Below are 24,021 nucleotides of genomic sequence, written 5' to 3'. Positions count from 1 at the left end.
AGACGCGTCCCTACGGGTTCAGAGGCGCAGGCTCCACTGCGTCACGGTCCGCAGGGGCGTCCAGCCGGTGAACGTGCCGACTGGGTGCGTCGTCTCGACCGCGAGGCGGGTGAGCTCGCCGCCGTGCGTCCGGTAGGCCTCGGCGAGGAGCGACTCCGTCTCGAGCGTCACACCGTGCACGACGAGGCGTCCGCCCGGACGCAGCGCAGCCAGGCACGCGTCGAGGACGCCGGGGCGCGTGGCTCCGCCGCCGATGAAGATCGCGTGCGGAGGCTCGAGACCTGCGAGCGCGTCAGGCGCGCGACCCTCCACCACACGGAGGTCGGGCACGCCGAGACGCGTCGCATTGCGTGCCACCCGTGCCGCCCTCTCCGAGTCAGCTTCCACCGCGGTCGTGCGGCAGGTGGGGTGGGCGCGCATCCACTCGATGCCGATGGAGCCGGCGCCTGCGCCGACGTCCCACAGGTGCTGACCGGGTGCCGGGGAAAGACGAGCCAGGGCCGAGGCCCGAAGGTCGCGCTTGGTGAGCTGCCCGTCGTTCTCGAAAGCCTCGTCGGGCAGGCCTGCCACCCACGACGAGCGCCACGCCGAGGCGCCCGCGGGGATCTCGATCGCCAGGACATGCAGCGGCGGGACGGTGTCGACGGCCGTCGCAGCCCACTCCTGGGCGGTCTTCGTGTACCGCGACTCGGTGTCGGTCCCGAGGTTCCCGAGCAGGGTGATGACAGCGTCAGGATGGCCCGCCTCGGTCAGCAGCCGGCCCACGCTCGCAACTGTCTGCGACCCGGACGTCAGGACGAGGATCCGTTGCCCTGGAGCGACCTCCCGCAGCACCCGTGCCTCGTGTCGTCCGACCAGCGTCACGACCACCGACTCCTCGGCTGACCAGCGCATACGTGCGCGTGCCAGGGCCACGGAGGAGACCGCGGGGATGACCAGGACGGCCTCGGCGCCGAGGGCGCGTACGAGTGTCGTGCCGATGCCCGAGACCATCGGGTCACCGGACGCCAGGGCCACCACCCGACGTCCGCGCAGCTCGTCGAGCAGAGCCGGCAGGGAAGGCGCGAGCGGCGAGGGCCACGGGCGTCGTTCCTGCCCCGGCACCGGGGCCACGAGGTCGAGGTGGCGTCGGCCACCGAGGACCACGTCCGCCTCCTGAAGGAGCGTCTCCGCAGCCGGCTGGAGCGACCCGTCGGCCCCCACTCCCACCACGGTCACGAGGTGTCCACGGGGAGGGGCCGTCACGTCATCCACGAGTCGAGAGGCTATCGTCAGCCCAACACGTGAGGTGCCCCCGCGCCCCAGCCATCGGAAACGGTGGGGACGGGCAACGGGGAGAATCTGGGAAGCCGGTGAGAGTCCGGCACAGGCCCGCTGCGGTGAGTCGAGCACTCCGTCAGGAGTGACTCGGCAAGTCCGAAGACCGGCCTCGCGTGAGCCAATCCACGGCCTACGAGCGGGAGCCTCAACGTGCCACTGAAGTACCCATTTTCTGCCGTCGTCGGCTGCGAGTACGACCCCACGACCGCCTCCGGTCTCGACGACATGGGCCTCGCCCTCGTGCTGAGCTCGATCAGTCCGGAGATCGGCGGCGTGCTCGTCCGCGGCGAGAAGGGCACCGCCAAGTCGACGACGGTCCGGGGGCTGGCCGAGGTGCTGCCCTGGATCGACGTCCGCGACGGCGACCGGTTCTCCGCCGACCCGCACGACCCGGCCGCGACCTCGCCCGACCTCCTCGCCAGCTCCGGTGCGGTCGTGAGCCGTCCGGTCCGTCTGGTGGAGCTGCCGGTCGGGGCCACGGAGGACCGGGTGCTCGGCTCGCTCAACCTCGAGAAGGCGCTCACTGCCGGCGCCGTCGAGTTCGAGCCCGGGCTCCTGGCTCGCGCCCACCGCGGCGTCCTGTACGTCGACGAGGTCAACCTGCTCCACGACCACCTCGTCGACCTGCTGCTCGACGCCGCCGCCACCGGCCAGGTGACGGTCGAGCGGGACGGCGTCTCGATCGGCCACAGCGCCCGGTTCGTGCTGATCGGCACGATGAACCCGGAGGAGGGTGAGCTTCGCCCCCAGCTGCTCGACCGCTTCGGCCTCACCGTCGAGGTGGCCGCCCCACGCGATCCCGCCCTGCGCGTCGAGGTGGTGCGGCGCCGCCTCGCCTTCGACCGCGACCCCGCGGGCTTCGTCGCGCGGTACGCGGCCAGCCAGGCCGAGCTCACCCGACGGATCGCGCTGGCTCGCGAGCGCGTCGAGGAGGTCACCCTGGGGGAGGCGGCGATGCTCAAGGTCGCCGAGGTCTGCGCCGCCTTCGAGGTGGACGGCCTGCGTGCCGACATCGTCACCGCCCGAACGGCCGTGGCGCACGCCGCCTGGGCCGGCCGTCGGTTCGTCACTCGAGCAGACATTCGCGCCGCGGCCCTGCTCGCACTTCCGCACCGCCGTCGCCGCAACCCCTTCGACGCCCCCGGCCTGGACGAGAAGCTGCTCGACGAGGTCCTCGGCGACGACGAGCTCCCCGAGCCGCCGCCGGAACCGGACGGGCCCACGGACCCCACCGACGGTCCCGAGGACAGCCAGGACCCGTCCGAGGACCCCGCGTCGCCGTCCGACGGCTCCGGGGCCGACGCCGGCAGCCCCGACGAGGTCCCGACCGACGGCAGGGACGACGTGCCCGAACCGGCCGGTGCCGAGGCGGACGTCCAGGCGCCATCCGCGCCGCCGGCGCCGCACCCCCCGGGGGAGGGCAGCTCCAGCACCGTGGCGGCCGAGTCCGCGTACCGACCGCGTCTGTTCACCGTCGACGGGGTCGGCCGAGGTACGCCGGGGCGCCGTAGCCGCGCCCTTGGCGCCAGCGGCCGCCGGGTCGGCGCCACCCGAGCTGGTGGGACCGGGACGCTCCACCTGGTGGAGACCCTGCGAGCCGCGGCGGAACGCTACGCCACCGGATCGACGCGTGGGCCGGGTGGGCGCTTCGCGCTCGCGGCGGTCGACCTGCGCACCGCCGTACGCGAGGGGAGGGAGGCCAACCTCCTGTTGTTCTGCGTGGACGCGTCCGGCTCGATGGCTGCCCGGCGTCGCATGGTCCAGGTGAAGACCGCGATCCTGTCGCTGCTCACCGATGCGTACCGACGCCGGGACAAGGTGGCGATGATCAGCTTCCGCGGCACTGACGCGGACGTGACCCTGCCACCCACCGGGTCGGTCGAGGTGGCCGCAGCCCTGCTCGACGAGCTCCCGGCCGGGGGGCGCACCCCTCTGGCGGAGGGTTTGCTGACCGCGGCGGACGTCGTCCGGCGGGAGCGGCTCCGGGACGACCGACTGCGGCCGCTGCTCGTGGTCGTGACGGACGGCCGCGCCACCTCCGGGGCCGACGCCGTCGACCGCTCCCGGCTGGCGGCGGCCCACGTCGCGGCGATGCGGGTCCCCAGCGTCGTCGTCGACTGCGAAGAGGGGCCGCTGCGGCTCGGGCTCGCGCGCATTCTCTCCGGCCACCTGCAGGCCGAGCACGTCCCCATGGCCCGGGTCAGCGCGACCGGCCTCGTCGACGTCGTGAACGGGCGGGTGGCCTGATGGGCTCGCTGGCGCCCCTGCTCCCCGGCACCGTCGCGCTGGTCGGCGGTGGCCCCGGCGACGCCGGCTTGATGACGGTCGCCGGACGGTCCGCCGTCGAGCAGGCAGACGTCCTGCTGGTCGACCATCTCGCGCCGGAGGAGGCGCTGGCCTGGGCCCGACCCGACGCGCTCGTCGTGGACGTCGCGAAGCTGCCGCGCGGGGCCTTCACCCCGCAGGAACGCATCAACGACCTCCTGGTGGAGCACGCTCGACGCGGTCGCCGCGTCGTCCGTCTCAAGGGTGGCGACGGGTTCGTCTTCGGCCGCGGGATGGAGGAGGTCCTCGCCTGCACCGAGGCGGACGTCCCGGTGCGTGTCATCCCCGGCGTCACCTCGTCGGTGGCCGTCCCCGCGCTCGGCGGCATCCCGGTCACCCACCGCGGAGTCGTCCAGGGCTTCAGCGTCATCTCCGGCCACGTGCCGCCCGGGCACCCCGCCTCCACTCTCGACTACGGCGCCCTCGCTCGCTCCGGCACCACGCTGATCGTCCTCATGGGCGTGGCCACCCTGCCGGCGATCACCGAGGCACTGATGGAGAACGGGCTCGACCCAGCCACGCCTGCGGCGGTCATCGCACGTGGGGGCCACCCGGACCAGCAAGTGGTGAGCGGGTCCGTCGCCGACATCGCCGTCCGGGCAGCCCATGTCGAACCGCCTGCCATCACCGTCATCGGAGAGGTCGCCTCGTTCGCGGCCGCCACCGACACCCACGTTCTGGAAGAGGTCATCTGATGCCCCAGGGCCAGCCGCTCACCGTCCCTGATGACGGTCTCTCCACGCGCCAGCGCCGCAACCGTCCGCTCCTGATGGTCCACACCGGGGATGGCAAGGGGAAGTCCACCGCCGCCTTCGGGCTCTCCATCAGGGCGTGGAACCAGGGCTGGAACATAGGCGTCTTCCAGTTCGTGAAGTCCGCCAAGTGGCGCATCGGGGAGCAGACCGTCCTCGAGCGCCTCGGTCGCCTGCACGAGGAGAGTGGCGAGGGCGGACCGGTCGAGTGGCACAAGATGGGCGCGGGCTGGTCCTGGACGAAGAAGCAGGGCGACGCCGAGGACCACGCACGGACCGCAGCCGAGGGATGGCAGGAGATCAAGCGCCGCCTCGCCGTCGAGACGCACGACCTGTACGTCCTCGACGAGTTCACCTACCCGATCGCCTGGGGCTGGGTCGACCTCGACGACGTCGTCACCACCCTGCGTGACCGCCCCGGGAAGCAGCACGTCGTCATCACCGGCCGCCGCGCCGCCCCGGAGCTGATCGAGGTGGCCGATCTCGTCACCGAGATGGGCAAGATCAAGCACCCCATGGACGCGGGCCAGAAGGGCCAACGGGGAATCGAGTGGTGACGGTGCGCGACCTCGCAACATCCCAGCCGGGATCGTCGGGCCCGACCACACTGCCGCGCGTTGTGGTGGCCGCCCCGTCGACGGGCCAGGGCAAGACCACCATCTCCACCGGCCTCATGGCCGCTCTCCGGGCCCGCGGCCTGGAGGTGTCGGGCCACAAGGTCGGGCCCGACTACATCGACCCCGGTTACCACGCCTTGGCGACCGGACGCCCCGGCCGCAACCTCGACCCGCACCTGGTGGGGGAGGAGCGCATCACCCCGCTGCTGCTGCACGGCGCCCGAGGCGCCGACGTCGCGGTCGTCGAAGGGGTGATGGGGCTGCACGACGGCCGGATCGGCGCCGACGGTTTCGCCTCGACGGCCCACGTCGCGAAGCTGACCCGTACGCCGGTGGTGCTGGTCGTGGACATCGCCCGGATGTCGCGCTCCGTGGGGGCCGTCGTCGCGGGCATGGCCGCCTACGACGCGGAGGTCGACGTCGTCGGCGTGATCCTCAACCGGGCCGGTTCCCCGCGCAACGTCGCCGAGGTCGAGCGGAGCCTGCGCCTGCCCGTGCTCGGCGTCGTCCCTCGTGACGACTCGATCTCCTCACCGTCACGCCACCTCGGGCTGGTCCCGGCAGGGGAGCGGCACGAGTCCGTCGAGGTGGTCGCCCGCCTCGGGGAGCAGGTGGCACGCCACGTCGACCTCGACGCCGTGCTCGAAGTCGCGCGTCGGGCCCCCGACCTCACCGACGCGGTGTGGGACCCGTTTCGCGAGGTACGCCGGGTGGAGGGCGAGTCTCCGGTCGTGGCCGTTGCTGGCGGACGAGCGTTCACCTTCGCGTACGCCGAGACGGAGGAGCTGCTGCGGGCAGCCGGCTGCACGGTTGTCCCGTTCGACCCCCTGCGTGACCGCTCGCTGCCCGAGGGGACCAGGGCTTTGCTGCTCGGCGGCGGGTTCCCCGAGGTGCATGTTCAGCAGCTGGCCCGGAACCGGGCCCTGCTCGACCAGGTGCGCGACGCCGTGCGGGGCGCTCTCCCGACGGTCGCCGAGTGCGCCGGACTGCTTTACCTCCTGGACGACCTGGACGGGTCCACGATGGCCGGTGTCATCGGGACCGGTGCCGCCATGTCGAAGCGCCTGACCCTGCGTTACCCGGCGGCAGTCGCTGCCGGCGACAACCTGCTCACGCGGGCGGGCGAGCGGGTGAACGGCCACGAGTTCCACCGCACCACCCTGACCGCCCCCACCCGGGGGTGGGCGCCCGCCTGGGAGGTCGACGGCGAGCTCATCGGCGTCGCCACCCCCACCCTCCATGCCTCCTACCTCCACACCCACTGGGCCGGGCACCCGGTGATGGCCGAGCGGCTGGCGCACGCGGCGTCCAGGGCAACGCCGGTCGTGGCTCCCGCCCCCCAGGCCGCGGCCGTGCCTCGCCCGAGGTCGGACGACGCCGTCGTTGATCCGCTGCTCCACCACGGGGATGTCGAGACCGGACGTGGACTGCTCGACTTTGCGGTGAACGTCCATCCCGAGCCTCGGCCCTCGTGGCTCGAGGCGGCGTTGCGGGACGGCCTCGAGCACTCGACCAAGTACCCGGACGTGACCCCGGCCCGCGAGGCCATCGCGGACCTGCATCACCGACGCGCCGACGAGGTTCTCGTGACTGCCGGCGCGGCCGAGGCGTTCGAGCTGATCGCCCGGTGGAAGCAGTGGCGGCACCCCGTCGTGGTGCACCCCCAGTTCACCGAGCCCCACGCCGCGCTCGAGCGCGCAGGTCACCAGGTGACCGTCGTCAGCTGCCGCCCCGAGGACGCCTTCCGTCTCGACGCCTCGGCCGTCCCCGAGACCGCCGACCTGGTGTTCGTGGGCAACCCGACCAACCCCACGGGGGTCCTGCACCCGGCCGAGGAGATCCTCAAGCTGCGCCGGCCCAAGCGCGTCGTCGTCGTGGACGAGGCGTTCATGGACGCCGTGACCGACCAGGGCCAGTCACTCTCGACGGACCGCCGGCGGGGCCTCCTGGTCGTGCGGAGCCTGACCAAGCACTGGTCGATCCCAGGCATCCGGGCCGGCTACGTGCTCGGGAACGAGCGCGCCATCGCGGGGCTCGCTGCCAGGCAGGTGCCTTGGTCGGTCTCCACGCCAGCCATCGCCGCGGCCATCGCCTGCACCGCCGGGGAGGCCGCGGCCGAGGCGGCGCGTCGGGCAGAGCGGGTCGAGCAGTGGCGCACCGGGCTCGTCGCAGCCCTGCAGCATCGGGGGTACGAGGTCGTGGACTCACGCACGTCCTTCGTGCTCGCGCGCCTGGGCTGTGGAACGCGCGAGGCGCTGCGCGCCCACGGCGTCGCCGTACGCCGCGCCGACACCTTTCCCGGGCTGGACGGCGCGTGGGCCAGAATCGCCGTCCGACCGCCGGACACGATGGCCGAGCTGCTCCGGGCGCTCGACGACGTCCCGGTGGGCCAGCCGTCCGCCATCGGCGCATGAACGGGTCGCGAGGCCTGTCCAGGTCGTCGGGCCTGTTGCTCGGCTTCGCCGCAGACCGCCTCCTGGGCGACCCGCGTCGGGGCCACCCCGTGGCGGCTTTCGGCACGGTCGCAGCCCGTCTCGAGCGGAGCCTGCACGCCGACTCTCGAGCGCGCGGGGTGCTGTACACCTCGCTCCTCGTGGGTGGGTGCGCGGCGCTCGGGGTCGGAGTCGAGCGGGCCACACGGGGCCGGCCCGTGCTGCACGCCGCGGTCACGGCCGCGGCCACCTGGACCGTCCTGGGCGGACGCAGCCTCGAGCGGGAGGCCCTGGCGGTGCACCGGTTCCTGGACGAGGACGACCTCGACGGCGCACGCCACCGGCTGACCTACCTGGTGGGACGTGACACCAGCTCGCTCTCGCCGCAGCAGATCACCCGGGCGGTGGTCGAGTCGGTCGCCGAGAACACCTCGGACGCCGTCACGGCCCCGCTGGTCTGGGGCGCCGTGGCAGGGGTACCGGGCCTGCTGGCCCACCGGGCGTCGAACACCCTGGACGCGATGGTGGGGTACCGCAACGCCCGTCACCAGAACTTCGGCTGGGCCTCGGCCCGGCTCGACGACCTGCTCAACCTTCCCGGTTCACGGCTTGCGGGTCTCGCCGTGCTGGGCGCAGCGCCCTCGCACGCCCCGGACGCGTGGCGGGTCTGGAGGCGGGACGCAGCCGGCCACCCCAGCCCGAACGGCGGCGTCGTGGAGTCAGCCTTTGCTGGTGCGCTGGAGATCGTGCTGGGCGGTACGAACAGGTACGGCGAACGCGTCGAGCACCGGCCCACGATGGGGGACGGCCCGCCGACGACCCCCGGGGACATCCCGAGGGCCACGGACCTGGCGAAACGCGTCGGCGCAGCGGCCGCCGTCGCGACGGGTGCGCTCGCGGCGGTCACCGGTCGCTCGTCGTGGCGGTGGCCTGCCGGCGGCGCACGCCCAGCTGGCTGACGTCGAGCGCGACCGTCAGTCCTTGCGGCGGCGGGGGAGTCGGAGCCGCTCCACCGGCACCCCGGCCACCAGGTGCTGCGAGACGATGGCGCCCGCTGCCTCCTCGTCGACGCCTCCGTACCAGACGTCGTCCGGCTGGACAGTGACCACCGGAGCGTGGTTACACGGAAACTGGCACCCGGTCTGGGTGACGAGGACGTCATCGTCACCCAGACCGGCTCCCATGAGCCCCAGCACGACTCCCTTCCAGGCCGGCTCCGCGCCGGCCGCCGTGCAGCGCGGGCCACGGCAGACGAACACCTGGTGACGGTGCTCGGGGACGTCCTCCCACGCGGCCGACGTCAGTCCAGGACCGCCGTGGGTGATCGGGCGTGCCAGCTCGACCAGCGCCCGCCACTGCGAGGTCTCCTCCATGAAGGCGGGCGCGGTGCTGACCCGGGGCGCGCCATCGCCGAACGCCCGCCACCAGTCGGCCGCGACCCGTCGCAGCCAGGAGACTCCCGGGCCCCCCAGGCCACCGGAGACACCGACGAGCACCACCTCGGTCTTGCCGCTCCTCGCGAGTCGCTCGAGGACCACCCCGAGGGACGGGGAGGCCAGCTGCAGGAACGCGAGCTCGGCGTCGAGCTCGTCGGCGAGCGCCGCCAGCTCCGCGCGCCGGGCGGCGTCGGCAGGCGATGTGCCCACGAGGACGTGGACAGTCATGAGTTCTCCTCGACATGGCCGTCCCAGACCAGGTGATGACGGTCCAGGCGGGGGTGGGGGTCCAGCGAAGCGTCGACGTGGTAGACCTCGCGCAGCAACGAGGCGGTGAGGGTGGAGGTCACCGGCCCCTGGCCGTGCACACGGCCGTGGTTGAGCACGACCACGTCGTCGCAGAAGGCCGTCGCCAGCTCGAGGTCGTGCAAGGCGGCGACCGTGGTCAGACCGAGGTCTCGAGCCAGAGCGAGGAACCGCAGCTGCTGCCCGAGATCCAGATGGTTGGTCGGCTCGTCCAGGAGCAGGACCGCCGGCTGCTGGGCCAGGGTGCGGGCCAGGTGGGCGCGCTGGCGCTCACCGCCAGACAGCGTGGTCCACCCGCGGTCAGCAAGGTGCGTGAGCCCGACGAGGTCCATGACCGTGTCGACGACTTCGGCACCCGAGTCGCCGCGCGCGCCGCCCAGCATCCGTCGGTGGGGGAGGCGACCCAGCGCGACCACCTGGCGCACGGTGAGGTCCGTGGTCGTGGTCGCATGCTGCTCGACCAGGGCGACGGTCTGGGCACGGCGGCGGTGCGACAACGAGCGGATCGCAACGTCTCCGACCAGGACGGTGCCGCGCTCGGGCTTCCGCAGGCCGGCGAGAACGTGCAGCAGGGTCGTCTTGCCGGACCCGTTGGGCCCCAGCAGTGCGGTGACCCGGCCGCCCCGGGCGAGGACGTCGACGCCGTCGAGCACGACGTCGACGCCGAGCCGGACGACGATTCCGCTCGCGCGCAGGTCGGGGGTCGATGAGTGCACGCACAGGTCGCGATGTGTCATGCGCGAGGCCTCCTTGCCATCAGCCAGACCAGGACGGGTGCGCCGAGCAAGGCGGTCAGCGCACCCACGGGGACTTCTTGACGGTCGACCAACGAGCGTGCGGCGGTGTCGGCCCACATCAGCAGGAGAGATCCGCCCGCTGCCGACGCGAGCAGGACGGCCCTGTGCCGGTTGCCCACCAGGGGGCGGACGAGGTGAGGAACCACCAACCCCACGAAGCCGATCACTCCGACGTAGGCAACCGTGGTCGCGGTCACCACGGCGGTGCCCACCATGAGCACCCAGCGCGTCGAGGTGACGGGTACGCCCAAGGACTGCGCGGACACCTCCCCGAAGGTGAAGGCGTCCAGCCGCTCGGCGTAGGCGAAGAACCAGACCAACGCCACCAGCGCCGCGCCCAGCAGCACGAGGGTGCTGTCCCACCGGAGCCCCGCGAGCGAGCCGAGCGTCCAGCTCAGTACCCTGCGGGCTGCATCGCCCTCGCCGTGCATGATGACCACGACCGAGGTGTAGGCGCTGCACAGGTAGGCCACCGCGACGCCGGCCAGCACGGTGCGGTGCGGGCTCAGCCCCCGACCGCCGGCGGACGCGATCACCAGGACCACGGCGAGCGCGGCCAGCGCCCCGGCGAACGCCGCCGCGGACACGGCCGCGCTGGCGACGAGCCCGCCTACTCCGATGCCCAGGACCATGATGGTCACCGCGCCCACCGTGGCGCCGCTCGAGACGCCGAGGAGGAAGGGGTCGGCCAGGTCGTTCCGCGTGAGGGACTGGAGGACGGCCCCGCACAGGGCGAGGACCGCCCCTGCCGCCATCGCCCCCATCACTCGTGGCAGCCTCAGCTGCCAGACGAGCTGGTCCTCCAGGACCGTGACCTCCCCGCCCGCCCCGAGCCGGCGCAGGAGAACGGCCAGGACGCGTGCCACGGGCACGTCCACCGATCCCAGGGAGAGCGCCACCGCAGCGCTGGCCACGAGTGCCGCCGCCGTGAGCGTCACCACGACCACTGCCCGGCCCGCTGCGAGGCGGGCCACACTCACGGCCGGAGGTCGAGATCCGCCAGCTGGCTGGCCACCGAGGCCGCGCCGTCGACCATGCGAACTCCGGGCGTGGCCTCGGAGTAGGCCACGGTCACGAACGCGCCCTTCTTCACGGCGGTGAGCTCGCTCAGCACGGGGTCCTTCTCCAGGTAGGCCTTCTTCTCCTCGGCCGACGACCAGCTGGCGTCCGCCAGGACGATGACGTCGGGGTCGGTTGCCAGAACGGCCTCCCAGCTGCCCTCGCCCCAACCCCGCTCGATGTCGTCGAACATGTTCTCGGCACCGACCGCGTCGAGGATCAGCTGTGGTCCGCTCTGGCCGCCGCCGACCAGCGGCGTCTTGTCACCTGAGTCGTACCACAGGGCAGTCAGGCCCTGACCGGGTGCAGCGTCGCGGATGCTCTCGAGCGTCTCCTTCTGCTCGGACACGAGCGCCTTCGAGGTGCCGGGCTCGCCGAGCAATTCCGCGACGTCGTCCAGCTCCTGCCACACGGCGTCGAAGGTCGGGGCCGGGCGCTGGCTCTCGTCCGGGCAGCCGAAGGGGGACAGGTACGACTGGGTTCCCGAGCCAGCCAGGACGGTGCGGTCACCCGCCACGCCCTTGTCGAAGGCGGAGGCGTACGACGCGTACACCAGGTCGGGTTCTGCCTCCAGGAGAGCCTCGTTCGTGGGGTACTCCGCGGCCAGCACCGGTACCTGCTCGTACTCCTGGGCCCACCGGTCCGAGATCGCGTCGTCGAGGTAGGCGGTGCCGGCGAGGCGGTCACCCAGCCCGAGGGCGAGCACCACCTCGGTGGCGCCCTGGTTCAGAGTCACCACACGCTCGGGCGCGGACGCCACGACGACCTCGTGGTCGCAGTTGACCAGCTCGACAGGGAAGCGGTCGCCGCTCTCAGCGGTCGCCGTCTCCTTCTCTGGCGCGCCGGCGCAACCGGCGAGGAGCAGGACGGCGCCTGCGGCGAGTGACAGTCCGGGCATGGCGGCACGGCGAATCATGGGATCTTTCTCCAAGGACCTCGTTGGATACGAAACGCGCCGTGGCCGGTCTCCTGGCTCGCGCATCGCCGTCCTGCGACCGACCTTCCCAGGTGTGCACCCAGTGGTCCCGACACCGGAGTGTCGGTGAGGTCGCGGAACTCCGCGCTCACAGTGGCGAGGGCCGCGCCGGTCTTCCACCGGCTTCCCGTGCACCACGGCACCGGCAACGTACCATCCGGTGGGTCGCGGTCGGCACGCGGTCCCGCACGGCGTAGGCTAGTCCCAGCGAATGCCATGGAAGCCGGTGTGAATCCGGCACAGTCGCGCTGCTGTGACACCGTCCTCGGGCGGTGAAGTCAGACCCAGGCGTTCGTCCATCCCCACATCACCAGGGCGCAGAACCCTGAGGAGGAAACATGTCGCACAGTGTTGCAGCGCCGCCTTCCGGCGCCGCCGCCATTCCCGCCGTCGAGATCCCAACGGTCGACCTTCGCGAGCTCGCCCCCTGGGCGCTGTTTATTGGCCTGCTCTCCGTGCTGGTCGTCTTCTTCGTCAGCACCGACCAGGGTGCGGTCTCGCTCTTCGCTGGCACGGCGATCCACGAGTGGGTCCACGACGGTCGTCACCTGCTCGGCTACCCCTGCCACTGACCCCTCGCTGGGTCAGCACAGCTGAGCTCCGACCGCCCCTGAGGGCGGTCTCCCTTCCCGGCCCCTGCGCCGATCACGGTGCTGGGGCGTCGGGCGCGCCGTGCTGCGTGCACGGCGCACATTCGACGACCACAGAAACTGGAATCTCAAGTGAACGCACGTACTTTCCTGGTCCGCGGCCTGCTCGCGGGCCTCATCGCCGGCATCGTGGCCTTCGGTGTGGCCTACACGGTCGGCGAGCCGCCGATCGACACCGCCATCGGCCTGGAGGAGGCCGCGGCAGCGGAGGCTCCCGCCGAGCCTGCCGCGGACGAGGCGCACACCCATGCCGAGGGTGATGCCGTCCACACACACGCCGCGGCCGACACGGAGGAGGGGCACACCCACTCGCATGGTGACGAGGAGGAGGGCGGCATCACCCGCACCACCCAGAAGACCTGGGGCCTGGCCACCGCGACGATCGCCATCGGCGTCGCCCTGGGCGGGATCATCGCGCTCATCGCCGCCGCTGTCGCTGGTCGTCTGGGACGACTGACCGTCGTCGGCTCGACCGCACTGGTCACCGCACTCGGCTTCGTCGCCTACGCGCTGGTGCCCTTCCTGAAGTACCCGGCTGCTCCGCCGGCCGTGGGCAGCGGTGACACGATCGGGTCGCGCACCGCGTACTACTTCGCCTTCGCGCTGATCTCCATCGTCGCGATGGTGGCCACGGTGTTCCTGGGCCGCTGGCTCGCCGCCGCACGTGGTGCGTGGACCGGTGTCGTCGGGGCCGGGGTCGCCTACGTCATCGTGGTCACCGTCGCGGCCCTCGCCATGCCGACGGTCAATGAGCTCGGTGACTTCCCAGCCGACGTGCTGTGGGAGTTCCGGATCTCCTCGGTCCTCAGCCTGGCAGCGCTCTGGGGCGCCCTGGGTGTGGCCCTGACGTGGCTGCTCGGGCGGGTCGACACCACCGCGAAGGCGGTCGCCTGAGTCAGCGGTGCGACAGCACCCACTCGAGAGCCGGGCTCACGGCGTGCACGACCTGCGCGCGGGGGTCCGGCTCCGGTCGTTCCACAACCACCACGGGGACGCCGAGCTGTGCAGCGGCCTGCATCTTGGGCCAGGTGTAGGTGCCGCCGGAGTCCTTGGTGACCAGGACGTCGCTGCCGTGGTTGGCCATGACCGCGAGGTCGCCCTCGAGTGTGTACGGCCCGCGGCTGGTGAGCAGCCGCCACGGCGCGGGGAGGTCGACGTCGGGGGCGTCCACGACACGGGCCAGGACGGCGGCTTCGCGCAGCTCGGGCACGAACCGGGCCAGCTCCTGCCGTCCGACGGTCAGGAAGGGACGTTGCCCCAGCGTTGCCGCCACCTGCGCTGCCTCGGCGTGCGAGCGGACGTACGTCCATGCGGGGTCGCGCTCCCAGCCCGGACGCTCGAAGCGCAGCAGCGGCACCTGCTCGACCGTGCAGGCCTCGACCGCGTTGGCGCTCATGCCGCGCGCGAACGGGTGGGTGGCGTCCACGACCAGGTCGTAGTCGGCCAACGCAGTCCGCAAACCCGCAACGCCGCCGAAACCGCCGATGCGGACCGGTCCCACCGGCAGACGAGGCCGGGCCACGCGACCGGCGAGCGACGAGGTGACGTCCACACGAGCCTCCACCAGCAGGCGGGCCAGGTCGCGCGCCTCCGCCGTGCCTCCGAGCAGCAGGACCTTCATCGTGCACCTTCCTGGGGGAGGGTGGGGACGGTGAGCACCGGCAGCGAAGCAGGCGCTCCGTCGCGGGCCAGTGCCAGCAGCATCTCGACGTCGAGGTGCTCCTCGACGAGGTCGGCGAGGAGCTCCATCCGGCGCTCCCGGGCGGCCGGGAAGCTGGCGCCGGAGGGGGCCAGGGCGGCGACCTCGGCGAGGAAGGCAGCCCGGAAGGCGTCCCCCTCCAGGCTGCCGTGCCACATCGTGCCGAACACCTGACCGGAGCGGACCCCGCCGAGGAACTCCTCAGCGCCTGCGTCGCGGCTGATCCGCCCGTGGTGGATCTCGTAGCCGGCCGTGGCCGCACCGAGCGCCTCGCCGACGGGCAGGCGCAGCGCCTTCTCCACGGCGAACGTGGTGGTCACAGGGAGCAGGCCCAGCCCCTTGGCGTGCGCGCCGACGGCCCCCTCGACGCCGTTGGGGTCGCTGACTGCGCGGCCGAGCATCTGGAAGCCACCGCAGATGCCGAGCACCGGACGACCCGCTGCGGCGTGGGCCGTGATCGCGGCGTCGAGGCCGCGCGAGCGCAACCACGCGAGGTCGGCGAGCGTGGCGCGCGTACCCGGCAGCACCACAAGGTGAGTGTCGGCGAGGTCGCGCGGGTCGGAGACGAAGACGACGTCGAGGTCCGGCTCGAGCCCCAGGGCGTCGACGTCGGTGAAGTTGCTGATCCGGGGAAGCCGTACGACCGCGACCCGCACCCGGGCACCGTCCCTGCTGCGGCGACCCTCCAGGTCGAGGGCGTCCTCGGAGTCGAGCCACAGGTCGGGGTGCCACGGCAGCACCCCGTGCACGGGCCGACCGGTCATCCGCTCCAGCTGGTCCAGGCCCGGGCGCAGCAGGCCGAGGTCGCCGCGGAACTTGTTGACCACGAACCCGGCAAGCAGCACCTGGTCCGCCGGCTCCAGCAGCGCCAGGGTGCCGAACATCGAGGCGAAGAGGCCTCCCCGGTCGATGTCGCCGACCAGGACCACCGGGAGGTCGGCGTGCCGGGCCAGCCCCATGTTGACGTAGTCGCTGGAGCGCAGGTTGATCTCGGCCGGGCTGCCCGCTCCTTCGGCCACGACAACGTCGAACCGTTCCGCGAGGTCGTCGTACGCGGCGTGCGCCGCCGCAGCGAGGTGCCGTCGCCCGGTGGCGAAATCGGTGGCGGAGACCTCCCCGGCGGGGTGCCCCATGACCACGACGTGGCTGCGTCGATCGGAGCCGGGCTTGAGAAGGACGGGGTTCATGGCAGGCTCGGGAGTCACCCGGGCGGCGAGCGCCTGGACCCACTGCGCCCGGCCGATCTCGGCGGTGCCTCCCGCGGGGTCCTGGCAGACCATGGAGTTGTTGGACATGTTCTGCGCCTTGTACGGAGCCACCCGGACCCCGCGGCGTGCGAACGCTCTGCACAGCCCGGTGGTCACCACCGACTTGCCGGCGTCCGAGGTGGTCCCGGCTACCAGCAGCCCGCTCACGAGGTGCCCTCCGGGGCGCGGAGCAGGTACACGTCCATCACCCAACCGGCGAGCTCTCGCGCTCGGGCGCGCATCTCGCGCACCTGCGACAGGACGTCGCGGACCGGGCCGGCCACCAGCTGTTCGCCGTCCGAGCCGAGATTGGCGCCCCACCAGATTTGCCAGCCGGGGAGCTCCTCGAGCTGGTCGAGGCTGGCCTCGGAGCCAAGCATGACCAGCACGTTGCGCTGGCCCGCAGCGACGGTGTCGCGCAGGCGACGGGCGGTGGTGACGTGCACTGGCGTGCCGACCGGGTGCAGCACGATGCGGTGCCGGGCGGCCAGCAGCTGGGGAGCGCTGATGCCGGGCACGACGTCCCAGGTGAGACCGGCCAGGCGGGGATCGGCCGCCATGCCCTCGACCACGCGCAGGGTCGAGTCGTACAGCGACGGGTCACCCCACACCAGGAAGGTCGCCCGCCCACCCCGCTCGGCCACCGCGTCGGCGAAGGCCGCCACCCGGGCGGCGTGCCAGTCGCGCACTGCGGCGGGGTAGTCGCTTGGGTCGTCCCGGTCACGCTGCGGGTCGGGCACCTCGACCAGCTCGACCTCGAACTCCTCGCAGATCGCGCGGCGCACCTGCAGCAGCTCGTCGTCCTCGTGCTTGCGCACCGCGAGCACGTAGTCGGTGTCCAGCAGGGCGCGGACGGCGTCCCGGGTCAGGTGGTCGGGACCCGTGCCGAAGCCGACGACGTGCAGGTGGGCACTCACGCCTCGTCCTCCAGGTCCCCCTCGACCTCGAGGTACACCTTCTGCAGCTGCGACAGCGTCTCCGGGTCGGGCTCCGCCCACAGGCCACGCTCGGCGGCCTCGTGCAGCCGCTCGACGATGCCGCGCAGGGCCCACGGGTTCGAGGTACGCAGGAACGCTTGGTTGGTCTCGTCCAGCACGTATGAACTGGCGAGCGACTCGTACATCCAGTCGTGGACGACCCCGGCGGTGGCGTCGAACCCGAACAGGTAGTCGACGGTGGCTGCGAGCTCGAATGCGCCCTTGTAGCCGTGGCGCTGCATCGCCCCGATCCAGCGGGGGTTGACCACGCGGGCCCGGAAGACCCGGTTCGTCTCCTCCTGCAGCGAGCGCGTCCGGACGGCGTCGGGGGAGGTCGAGTCGCCGACGTAGGCCTTCGGGTCGGAGCCGGTGAGGGCGCGCACGGTGGCCACCATGCCGCCGTGGTACTGGAAGTAGTCGTCGGAGTCCGCGATGTCGTGCTCAGCGCTGTCGACGTTCTTCGCAGCCACCTTGATCCGTCGGTACGCGGTGCGCATGTCCTCGGCCGCGGCGATTCCGTCCAGGCCTCGGCCGTATGCGAAACCGCCCCACGCGGTGTACACCTCGGCCAGGTCGTTGTCGTCGCGCCACGAGCCCGACTCGACCACCTGGAGGATGCCCGCACCGTAGGAGCCGGGCTTGGAGCCGAAGATGCGAGTCGTGGCCCGGCGCTCGTCCCCGTGCTCAGCCAGGTCGGCCCGGCTGTGGGCGCGGACGAAGTTCATCTCGTCCGGCTCGTCCAGGGCGGCGACCAGCTGCACCGCGTCGTCCAGCATCGACACCACGTGCGGGAAGGCGTCGCGGAAGAAGCCCGAGATGCGGACGGTGACGTCGATGCGCGGACGGCCGAGCTCGGCCAGGTCGATCACCTGCAGGTTGTTCACCCGGCGGGACATGTCGTCCCACTCGGGCCGTACACCGAGCAGCGCGAGCACCTCGGCCACGTCGTCACCGGAGGTGCGCATCGCGCTGGTGCCCCACACCGACAGGCCGACGGAGCTCGGGTACTCGCCGGTCTCGTCCAGGTAGCGCTGCACGAGGGACTCGGCCATCGCCTGACCGGTCTGCCAGGCCAGGCGCGAGGGGATGGCGCGGGGATCGACGGTGTAGAAGTTGCGGCCGGTCGGCAGCACGTTGACCAGGCCGCGCAGCGGCGAGCCGGACGGGCCGGCGGGCACGTAGCCGCCCTCGAGGGCGTGCAGCAGCACGTCCATCTCATCGGTCGTGCTGGCCAGGCGCGGCACCACCTCGGTGGCGGCGAAGCTCAGCGCGGCCCGCACGTCGGCGTCCTCGTGGAGCTGGGGCACCACTGTGGGGTCCCAGTTCGCTGCGGCCAAGGCCTCCACGAGACCCCGTGCCTCGGCCTCGAAGGCGTCCACCTGCGCGGTCGAGGCGCCGTCGGAGAGGCCGAGTGCTGCCCGGAGCCCGGGGACGGCGTTGCCGACCCCGCCCCAGACCTGCGAGGCGCGCAGCACCGCGAGGACCAGGTTCACCAGGGCCTCGTCGGAGGGTGCCTGACCCAGGACGTGGAGTCCGTCGCGGATCTGGACGTCCTTGATCTCGCACAACCAGCCGTCGACGTGCAGCAGGAAGTCGTCGAACTCCTCGTCGCCGGGGCGCTCGTCGAGACCGAGGTCCCGGTGCATCTCGGCGGCCTTCATCAGCTGCCAGATCTCCCCGCGGATCGCGGGCAGCTTGGCCGGGTCCATCGCGGCGATGTTGCCGTACTCGTCCAGCAGCTGCTCCAGGCGGGCGATGTCGCCGTACGTCTCGGCGCGCGCCATCGGCGGGATCAGGTGGTCGACGATGGTGGCGTGGGCGCGTCGCTTCGCCTGTGCGCCCTCGCCGGGGTCATTGACGAGGAACGGGTAGAAGAGGGGCAGGTTGCCCAGCACCGCGTCGGTGCCGCACTCGGCGGAGAGCGCCGCGTTCTTGCCCGGCAGCCACTCCAGGGAACCGTGCTTGCCGACGTGCACGACGGCGTGCGCGCCGAAGCCGCCGGACTCCGGGGACTCCTCCAACCAGCGGTAGGCCGCCATGTAGTGGTGGGTCGGGGCGAGGTCGGGGTCGTGGTAGATCGCCACGGGGTTCTCGCCGAAGCCGCGGGGCGGTTGGATCATGATGACCACGTTCCCGGCGACGAGCGTGGCGATCACGATCTCACCGGCGTCGTTGACGAAGAGGGAACCAGGAGCCTCCCCCCACGCCTCGGTCATGGAGTCGCGCAGGGCCTGCGGCAGGTGGGCGGTCCAGCGGCGGTAATGCTCGGCGTCGATGCGCACGTGCGCATCGGTGAGCTGTCCGGACGTCAGCCACTCCTCGTCCTGCCCACCCGCGGCGATCATCGCGTGGATCAGGGCGTCACCCGCCTGTGTGTCGTCCTCGAGGTCGAGGCCTGGTACCGCGCCGGGGCCGCCCAGGTCGTACCCGGCGTCTCGGAGTCGTCGGAGCAGGCGGATCGTGGAGACCGGGGTGTCCAGTCCGACGGCGTTGCCGATACGGGAGTGCTTGGTCGGGTACGCCGACAGGACGAGTGCGACCTTCTTCTCTGCGTTCGGGACGTGACGCAGTCGCGCGTGGTTGACCGCGATGGCGGCCACGCGGGCGCAACGCTCGGGGTCGGCGACGTAACGGGGGAGACCTTCGTCATCGATCTCCTTGAAGGAGAACGGTGCGGTGATGATGCGCCCGTCGAACTCCGGAATGGCGATCTGGTTCGCGGAGTCGAGCGGCGTGACGCCGTCGTCGTTGGCTTCCCACTCCTCACGGCTGCTGGTCAGGCACAGTCCCTGGAGGACGGGGATGTCGAGGGCGGCGATGCGCTCGACGTCCCAGGTTTCGTCGTCGCCGCCGGCACTGACCGAGGCCGGGACGCTGCCGCCGGCGGCCAGGACGGTCACCACGACGGCATCGAGCTGGCCGAGAGCTTCGAAGAGCTCGTCGGGCGCACTGCGCAGCGAGCCGGCGAAGATGGGTACGCCCACGGCCTGACCGGTGGCGTCGACGGCGTCCGCCAGGGCGTGCGCGAAGGCGGTGTTCCCGCTGGCCTGGTGGGCGCGGTAGTAGAGGATGCCGACCTTCGGCAGTGAGGGGTCGGAGGGTGCGCCTCGCTCGGCGAAGCCCCATGACGGCACGACCGCCGGGGGCTCGAAGCCCTCACCGGTGAGCAGGACGGTGTCGGAGAGGAACGCGTGCATCTGGGCCAAGTTGGCCGGCCCGCCCTCGGCCAGGTAGCGGTGCGCCTCGGTCGCGACGCCGATCGGGACGGTGCTGAGCTCCATCAGCTCGGCGCTGGGCTGCTGCTCACCGCCGAGGACCACCAACGGTGTGCCGGCGGCGCGGACGGCCGCCAGTCCCTCCCACAGGTCATGGGGCGAGCCCAGCTGACGTACGACGACGAGGTCGGCACCCGCGAGGACCGCATCCAGCTCGCTGCTCGTGCTGCGCGACGGGTTGGCGAGCGCGAAGCTCGAGCCGCTGGCCCGGGCCGAGAGCAGGTCAGTGTCGGACGTGGAGAGCAGGCAGATGTGTGCGGACGCGGCCATGTGCCGGGTTCCTCCTCCGGGGTTCTCGCCCCGTGTAGCGGTCGGATTCACCCACGGCCAGTGTCTGGCTTCGAGCACGCGTGCTCGATCACAGTGGCGGAACCGCCCCGGAGTCTCACCGGGTTCCTGCGCCGTGGATCTTCCGCAGCCTACGGGAGAATGGCGCGCGTGAAGCAGCCGGTCTACCTCCTGAGGCACGGAGAGTCGGAGTGGAACGCGCAAGGCGTTACACAGGGACAGACGCCACATCCGCGGCTCACAGGTGCTGGGCGTGCCCAGATGGTCGAGGCCGCTGATTTCCTCGCCCTATGTCTGACGTCCACAGACGCGGTGCGCGTGACCTCGAGCGACCTCACCCGGGCGGTCGAAGGGGGCGAGGTGGTGGCGGCCCGTCTGGGAGCCAGCCAACTTGTCGACGAACGTCTTCGGGAACGGCACTTCGGCCTCTTCCAGGGGACGAACCACCGACGCACGGTCTCCTGGACCGGACGGGCCTCGGCTGTCGCGCTCGCCCATGGTGGCGTGGAGCGCCGAGCTGAGGTCGTGCGCAGGACATTGGCTGCCCTTGCCGACCTCGACCCGGCGATGACGCACGTCGTGGTGGCGCACGGTGAGCTGTTCCGTCTCCTGCCCGGGGGCTCCGCGGTGGGGGAGGTCGCCAACGGCCAGGTCCTCCTCTGGGACGGCCGATCCGTCCAGCGGCTGTGACGTCGACGATCGGGGAGGGGCGTGTGACGGCCGTCGGGGGCTCGTCGCGCGCACCTCACGCGGACCATGAAAATCGGTCAGAACCGACCGACCTGCGGTACGGATTGGGTTCCAGATTCGGTGGCGAGTCGAGGGCCTGATCGAAAGGCTCCGAGAGTGCGTCGCTGCGGCGCTGCAACCGCGGTTTGGGTGCCCTCGTAGGCAGCTGTCGACGGGAGGGCTCGGATTGGGCTCGCTTTGATTCGCAAAGGTCTGCGACCCCGCGCCGACGCCCACAAGGGTCGAGAACGACATCGCTGCAGGTCAGGTGCGGTTTCTGGGATACGAAGGCGTCCGATCGCAAATGATCGCGTTGACGCTCAGGGGGCCGAACCTGTTCCCGATGACGCACCACGTCGAGTGCGGTCCGTTGCTGGAGCCTCAGCGCACCACCTGGTAGCAGAGCTTCTGCACCCCGTTGGCGTAGGACTCGGACTCGACGAGCTCCAGCTTCTGGCGGTCCTTGTCGGTGTCGCTCCACATCCGCTTGCCGGCGCCGAGGACCCAGGGGAAGACGAGCAGGTGGTAGCGGTCGAGGAGGCCGGCGTCGCCGAGGCTGCGGGCGAGGCTGGCGGAGCCGTGGATCGAGATGGGGCCGCCGTCGGTCTCGCGGAGCGCGGCCACGTCGTCGATCGAGCGGAGGATGGTGGTCTCGCCCCAGTTGTCGACCAGGTCCCCCTGCTGCAGGGTCGTCGACACGACGTACTTCGGCATCGCGTTGTAGTGCGGGAACTCGTCGGTCATGCCCGGCCACACCGGGGCGAATGCCTCGTAGCTGACCCGGCCCAGCATCAGGGCGGAGGCCTCCTCCTGCTCGCGGCCCTTGAGCTCGTACACCTCCTCGCGGAACTCGATGTCCTGGAACGTCCAGCCGCCGTTGCGGTAGTCGGGCTCGGGGCCGGGGGCCTGGACGACGCCGTCGACGGAGACGAAGGCGGTGTAGATCAGGGTGCGCATCAATGACCTCCTGGGTCGGTGAGGGGGTTCTCTCATCCTCTCCACGAACGAGGGTGGTCCACCACGACAGCCACGGTCGAAGAGTTTTCCCGTCGGCGCCGGATGGTCCCCGGCCGACGCGCCGCGGGTCACCTCGGGGTCGTGCCCGGGCGCACCGGCTTGTCCTCAACCCGACTTGAGGTTCTACCGTCGAGACCATGAGCATGGAGTCGATCGCGTGGAACCAGGTCTACCGCAGCATGCACGGGCCGCAGGAGGAGCGCGCGTTCAACCGGGCGACGGCCCGGCGCATCTTCGCCTTCGCGCGTCCGCATCGCGGCAAGCTCGTCGGCTTCGTGCTGCTCAGCGTGCTGACCTCGGCGCTCGCGGTGGCCACGCCGGTGCTGGCCGGCCGGGTGGTCAACGCGATCGTCGACGGCGGTCGTGAGGGGCTGGTCGCCTGGCTGGCCCTGGCCATCGCCGGCCTCGCTGTCGCAGACGCCGGGTTCGGGCTGCTGGCCCGCTGGCTCTCGGCGCGGATCGGGGAGGGGCTGATCCTCGACCTGCGCACGACGGTGTTCGACCACGTGCAGCGGATGCCGATCGCGTTCTTCAGCCGCACCCGCACGGGCGCGCTCGTCAGCCGGCTCAACAACGACGTGATCGGCGCCCAGCGTGCGTTCAGCACCACCCTGTCCGGCGTGGTCGGCAACCTGGTGACGCTGACCCTGACCCTCGTGGTGATGCTCGGCATCTCCTGGCAGGTCACACTGCTGGCCCTGGTCCTGCTGCCGGTGTTCGTGGTCCCGGCCCGGCGGATGGGGCGGCGCCTGGCCGGCATCCAGCGCGAGGCCGCCGACCACAACGCGGCGATGGGCAACCAGATGACCGAGCGCTTCTCCGCGCCCGGCGCCACCCTGGTCAAGCTGTTCGGCCGCCCCGACCAGGAGTCGGCCGAGTTCACCGCCCGCGCCGAGCGGGTGGCCCAGATCGGCGTGCGCACCGCGATGGTGCAGACGACCTTCGTGACCGCGCTGACCCTGGTCTCGGCGCTCGCCGTCGCCGTCGTGTACGGCGTGGGCGGGCTCGCGGCGATCCGCGGGAGCCTCGACGCGGGCGACGTCGTGGCGCTGTCCCTGCTGCTCACCCGGCTCTACGCACCGCTGACGTCGCTGGCCAGCGCCCGGGTGGACGTGATGAGCGCGCTGGTCAGCTTCGAGCGGGTCTTCGAGGTGCTCGACCTGCAGCCGCTCATCACCGACAAGCCCGACGCCAGCTCCCTGCCGGAGGGCCCGGTGTCCGTCGAGCTCGACGACGTCCGCTTCGCCTACCCCTCGGCCGACAAGGTCTCGCTCGCGTCGCTGGAGTCGGTCGCCGTGCTCGACGCCCGCGGGGGCGAGGAGGTGCTGCACGGGGTGTCCCTGCGCGCCGAGCCGGGCCAGGTCGTCGCCCTCGTGGGGTCCTCGGGGGCCGGCAAGTCGACCATCGCCCAGCTCGTCTCCCGCCTCTACGACGTGGACAGCGGCGCGGTGCGCCTGGCCGGTGTCGACGTGCGCGACCTCAGCGCGGAGTCGATCCGCGAGGCCGTCGGCATGGTCACCCAGGACGGGCACCTGTTCCACGACTCCATCCGCGGCAACCTGCTCTTCGCCCGCCCCGGCGCCGACGAGGCGGAGCTGTGGGACGCGCTGACCCGTGCCCGGCTCGCCGACCTGGTCCGCGCGCTGCCCGACGGGCTGGACACGGTCGTGGGGGAGCGCGGCTACCGGCTCTCCGGCGGGGAGCGGCAGCGGCTGACCATCGCCCGGCTGTTGCTCAAGCAGCCGCGCGTCGTGATCCTCGACGAGGCCACCGCGTCGCTGGACTCCACCTCGGAGGCGGCGGTCCAGGCAGCCCTTGCCGAGGCGCTGTCCGGGCGGACCGCACTGGTCATCGCGCACCGCCTCTCGACCGTGCGCGCCGCCGACCTGATCGCCGTCGTCGAGGACGGGCAGATCGTGGAGCGGGGGACCCACGCGGAGCTGCTCGGCGCAGGCGGGAGGTACGAGGAGCTCTACCGCACCCAGTTCGCCGACGACACGTCCCTCGCCGTCGTACCCGGACGTGGAGATGTGCCTTCGGATCGTGTATCTTGACATCAAGAGATATCGGGAACCGGTGCTCTGGAACACTTAGGTCAGCCTCACTATCCCGGCGCCGC

Annotated in this window: 19 protein-coding genes and 3 riboswitches; of the genes, 9 read left to right on the top strand and 10 right to left on the bottom strand. The window is 72.0% G+C overall.

The genetic code is table 11. The features are described from left to right. Positions 1 to 18: 18 nt before the first annotated feature. Entirely contained in the window at positions 19 to 1,254 is a 1,236-nt protein-coding gene (gene cbiE / locus NOCJ54_RS0103165; RefSeq protein WP_051485422.1) for a precorrin-6y C5,15-methyltransferase (decarboxylating) subunit CbiE, read from the bottom strand. 32 nt (positions 1,255 to 1,286) lie between these two features. Next, a riboswitch (cobalamin riboswitch) is annotated at positions 1,287 to 1,430 on the top strand. A gap of 46 nt (positions 1,431 to 1,476) precedes the next feature. Between cbiE and NOCJ54_RS0103160 the strand changes: the two genes are divergently transcribed. From NOCJ54_RS0103160 to NOCJ54_RS23585, 5 genes are all read left to right on the top strand, one after another. Then, the gene (locus tag NOCJ54_RS0103160; protein WP_442937281.1) at positions 1,477 to 3,567 is read left to right on the top strand and encodes a VWA domain-containing protein; all 2,091 of its coding nucleotides are present in this window, start codon (positions 1,477 to 1,479) and stop codon (positions 3,565 to 3,567) included. Next, a complete protein-coding gene (cobA, locus tag NOCJ54_RS23595) occupies positions 3,567 to 4,340 on the top strand; it encodes a uroporphyrinogen-III C-methyltransferase (protein WP_051485421.1) in 774 nt (257 codons plus the stop codon). The genes NOCJ54_RS0103160 and cobA overlap by 1 nt, the downstream gene beginning before the upstream one ends. Further along, the gene (gene cobO / locus NOCJ54_RS0103150; RefSeq protein WP_028654311.1) at positions 4,340 to 4,954 is read left to right on the top strand and encodes a cob(I)yrinic acid a,c-diamide adenosyltransferase; all 615 of its coding nucleotides are present in this window, start codon (positions 4,340 to 4,342) and stop codon (positions 4,952 to 4,954) included. Before cobA ends, cobO begins: the two co-directional genes overlap by 1 nt. A gap of 65 nt (positions 4,955 to 5,019) precedes the next feature. Further along, positions 5,020 to 7,428, top strand: coding sequence for a cobyrinate a,c-diamide synthase (locus NOCJ54_RS23590; RefSeq protein ID WP_198020082.1), 2,409 nt, complete (start codon positions 5,020 to 5,022; stop codon positions 7,426 to 7,428). Further along, positions 7,425 to 8,405 carry a cobalamin biosynthesis protein gene (locus tag NOCJ54_RS23585; RefSeq protein ID WP_051485419.1) on the top strand — a complete coding sequence of 327 codons (981 nt, stop codon included), beginning with the start codon at positions 7,425 to 7,427 and terminating at the stop codon, positions 8,403 to 8,405. The genes NOCJ54_RS23590 and NOCJ54_RS23585 overlap by 4 nt, the downstream gene beginning before the upstream one ends. A gap of 15 nt (positions 8,406 to 8,420) precedes the next feature. Here NOCJ54_RS23585 and NOCJ54_RS0103135 read toward each other — a convergent pair whose 3' ends face one another. Genes NOCJ54_RS0103135 through NOCJ54_RS0103120 form a run of 4 tightly spaced genes read right to left on the bottom strand, consistent with a single transcriptional unit; the run spans position 8,421 to position 11,960 of the window. Next, the gene (locus NOCJ54_RS0103135) at positions 8,421 to 9,110 is read right to left on the bottom strand and encodes a (2Fe-2S) ferredoxin domain-containing protein (RefSeq protein WP_028654310.1); all 690 of its coding nucleotides are present in this window, start codon (positions 9,108 to 9,110) and stop codon (positions 8,421 to 8,423) included. Then, positions 9,107 to 9,925, bottom strand: a complete 819-nt coding sequence (locus tag NOCJ54_RS0103130) for an ABC transporter ATP-binding protein (protein WP_084254882.1) — start codon at positions 9,923 to 9,925, stop codon at positions 9,107 to 9,109. The genes NOCJ54_RS0103135 and NOCJ54_RS0103130 overlap by 4 nt, the downstream gene beginning before the upstream one ends. Continuing rightward, complete coding sequence (locus NOCJ54_RS0103125; RefSeq protein WP_036516630.1) at positions 9,922 to 10,959, bottom strand: FecCD family ABC transporter permease; 1,038 nt, start codon at positions 10,957 to 10,959, stop codon at positions 9,922 to 9,924. Before NOCJ54_RS0103125 ends, NOCJ54_RS0103130 begins: the two co-directional genes overlap by 4 nt. Positions 10,960 to 10,961: 2 nt before the next feature. Then, the gene (locus tag NOCJ54_RS0103120; RefSeq protein ID WP_028654307.1) at positions 10,962 to 11,960 is read right to left on the bottom strand and encodes an ABC transporter substrate-binding protein; all 999 of its coding nucleotides are present in this window, start codon (positions 11,958 to 11,960) and stop codon (positions 10,962 to 10,964) included. A 26-nt stretch (positions 11,961 to 11,986) separates the two neighbouring features. Then, positions 11,987 to 12,174, bottom strand: a riboswitch (cobalamin riboswitch). 184 nt (positions 12,175 to 12,358) lie between these two features. On the opposite strand from NOCJ54_RS0103120, the gene NOCJ54_RS0103115 reads away from it, so the two are divergent. Next, a complete protein-coding gene (locus NOCJ54_RS0103115) occupies positions 12,359 to 12,592 on the top strand; it encodes a CbtB domain-containing protein (protein WP_028654306.1) in 234 nt (77 codons plus the stop codon). A 150-nt stretch (positions 12,593 to 12,742) separates the two neighbouring features. Then, on the top strand, positions 12,743 to 13,564 hold the full coding sequence (locus NOCJ54_RS0103110) for a CbtA family protein (protein ID WP_028654305.1): 822 nt from the start codon (positions 12,743 to 12,745) through the stop codon (positions 13,562 to 13,564). 1 nt (position 13,565) lies between these two features. Here the strand turns inward: NOCJ54_RS0103110 and NOCJ54_RS0103105 are convergent, their stop codons facing one another. From NOCJ54_RS0103105 to cobN, 4 genes are read right to left on the bottom strand one after another with little or no spacing between them, the layout of a single operon-like run. Continuing rightward, entirely contained in the window at positions 13,566 to 14,291 is a 726-nt protein-coding gene (locus tag NOCJ54_RS0103105) for a cobalt-precorrin-6A reductase (RefSeq protein WP_028654304.1), read from the bottom strand. Continuing rightward, entirely contained in the window at positions 14,288 to 15,784 is a 1,497-nt protein-coding gene (locus tag NOCJ54_RS23580) for a cobyric acid synthase (RefSeq protein WP_036516628.1), read from the bottom strand. Before NOCJ54_RS23580 ends, NOCJ54_RS0103105 begins: the two co-directional genes overlap by 4 nt. Next, entirely contained in the window at positions 15,781 to 16,533 is a 753-nt protein-coding gene (cobF, locus tag NOCJ54_RS0103095) for a precorrin-6A synthase (deacetylating) (RefSeq protein ID WP_028654303.1), read from the bottom strand. Before cobF ends, NOCJ54_RS23580 begins: the two co-directional genes overlap by 4 nt. Next, on the bottom strand, positions 16,530 to 20,138 hold the full coding sequence (gene cobN, locus NOCJ54_RS0103090) for a cobaltochelatase subunit CobN (protein WP_028654302.1): 3,609 nt from the start codon (positions 20,136 to 20,138) through the stop codon (positions 16,530 to 16,532). The genes cobF and cobN overlap by 4 nt, the downstream gene beginning before the upstream one ends. 38 nt (positions 20,139 to 20,176) lie before the next feature. Further along, positions 20,177 to 20,307, bottom strand: a riboswitch (cobalamin riboswitch). Here cobN and NOCJ54_RS27980 point away from each other — a divergent pair. After that, the gene (locus NOCJ54_RS27980) at positions 20,307 to 20,846 is read left to right on the top strand and encodes a histidine phosphatase family protein (protein WP_169720945.1); all 540 of its coding nucleotides are present in this window, start codon (positions 20,307 to 20,309) and stop codon (positions 20,844 to 20,846) included. (Overlaps the previous riboswitch by 1 nt.) 420 nt (positions 20,847 to 21,266) lie before the next feature. Here the strand turns inward: NOCJ54_RS27980 and NOCJ54_RS0103075 are convergent, their stop codons facing one another. Then, positions 21,267 to 21,842 (bottom strand): dihydrofolate reductase family protein, encoded by a 576-nt coding sequence (locus tag NOCJ54_RS0103075; RefSeq protein ID WP_028654301.1) that lies wholly within the window; start codon positions 21,840 to 21,842, stop codon positions 21,267 to 21,269. A 197-nt stretch (positions 21,843 to 22,039) separates the two neighbouring features. On the opposite strand from NOCJ54_RS0103075, the gene NOCJ54_RS23570 reads away from it, so the two are divergent. Then, on the top strand, positions 22,040 to 23,956 hold the full coding sequence (locus NOCJ54_RS23570; RefSeq protein WP_051485417.1) for an ABC transporter ATP-binding protein: 1,917 nt from the start codon (positions 22,040 to 22,042) through the stop codon (positions 23,954 to 23,956). Positions 23,957 to 24,021: the final 65 nt, after the last annotated feature.

This window comes from Nocardioides sp. J54, assembly GCF_000519005.1.
GTDB lineage: Bacteria > Actinomycetota > Actinomycetes > Propionibacteriales > Nocardioidaceae > Nocardioides.
This window is presented reverse-complemented; position numbering and strand designations above follow the sequence as displayed.

Bases quoted from the DNA above. Each gene is read 5' to 3' on its own strand.
- cobA (WP_051485421.1), top strand. From the start codon at position 3,567: ATGGGCTCGCTGGCGCCCCTGCTCCCCGGCACCGTCGCGCTGGTCGGC.
- cobO (WP_028654311.1), top strand. From the start codon at position 4,340: ATGCCCCAGGGCCAGCCGCTCACCGTCCCTGATGACGGTCTCTCCACG.
- NOCJ54_RS23585 (WP_051485419.1), top strand. From the start codon at position 7,425: ATGAACGGGTCGCGAGGCCTGTCCAGGTCGTCGGGCCTGTTGCTCGGC.
- NOCJ54_RS0103135 (WP_028654310.1), bottom strand. From the start codon at position 9,110: ATGACTGTCCACGTCCTCGTGGGCACATCGCCTGCCGACGCCGCCCGG.
- NOCJ54_RS0103130 (WP_084254882.1), bottom strand. From the start codon at position 9,925: ATGACACATCGCGACCTGTGCGTGCACTCATCGACCCCCGACCTGCGC.
- NOCJ54_RS0103120 (WP_028654307.1), bottom strand. From the start codon at position 11,960: ATGATTCGCCGTGCCGCCATGCCCGGACTGTCACTCGCCGCAGGCGCC.
- NOCJ54_RS0103115 (WP_028654306.1), top strand. From the start codon at position 12,359: ATGTCGCACAGTGTTGCAGCGCCGCCTTCCGGCGCCGCCGCCATTCCC.
- NOCJ54_RS0103105 (WP_028654304.1), bottom strand. From the start codon at position 14,291: ATGAAGGTCCTGCTGCTCGGAGGCACGGCGGAGGCGCGCGACCTGGCC.
- cobN (WP_028654302.1), bottom strand. From the start codon at position 20,138: ATGGCCGCGTCCGCACACATCTGCCTGCTCTCCACGTCCGACACTGAC.
- NOCJ54_RS0103075 (WP_028654301.1), bottom strand. From the start codon at position 21,842: ATGCGCACCCTGATCTACACCGCCTTCGTCTCCGTCGACGGCGTCGTC.
- NOCJ54_RS23570 (WP_051485417.1), top strand. From the start codon at position 22,040: ATGAGCATGGAGTCGATCGCGTGGAACCAGGTCTACCGCAGCATGCAC.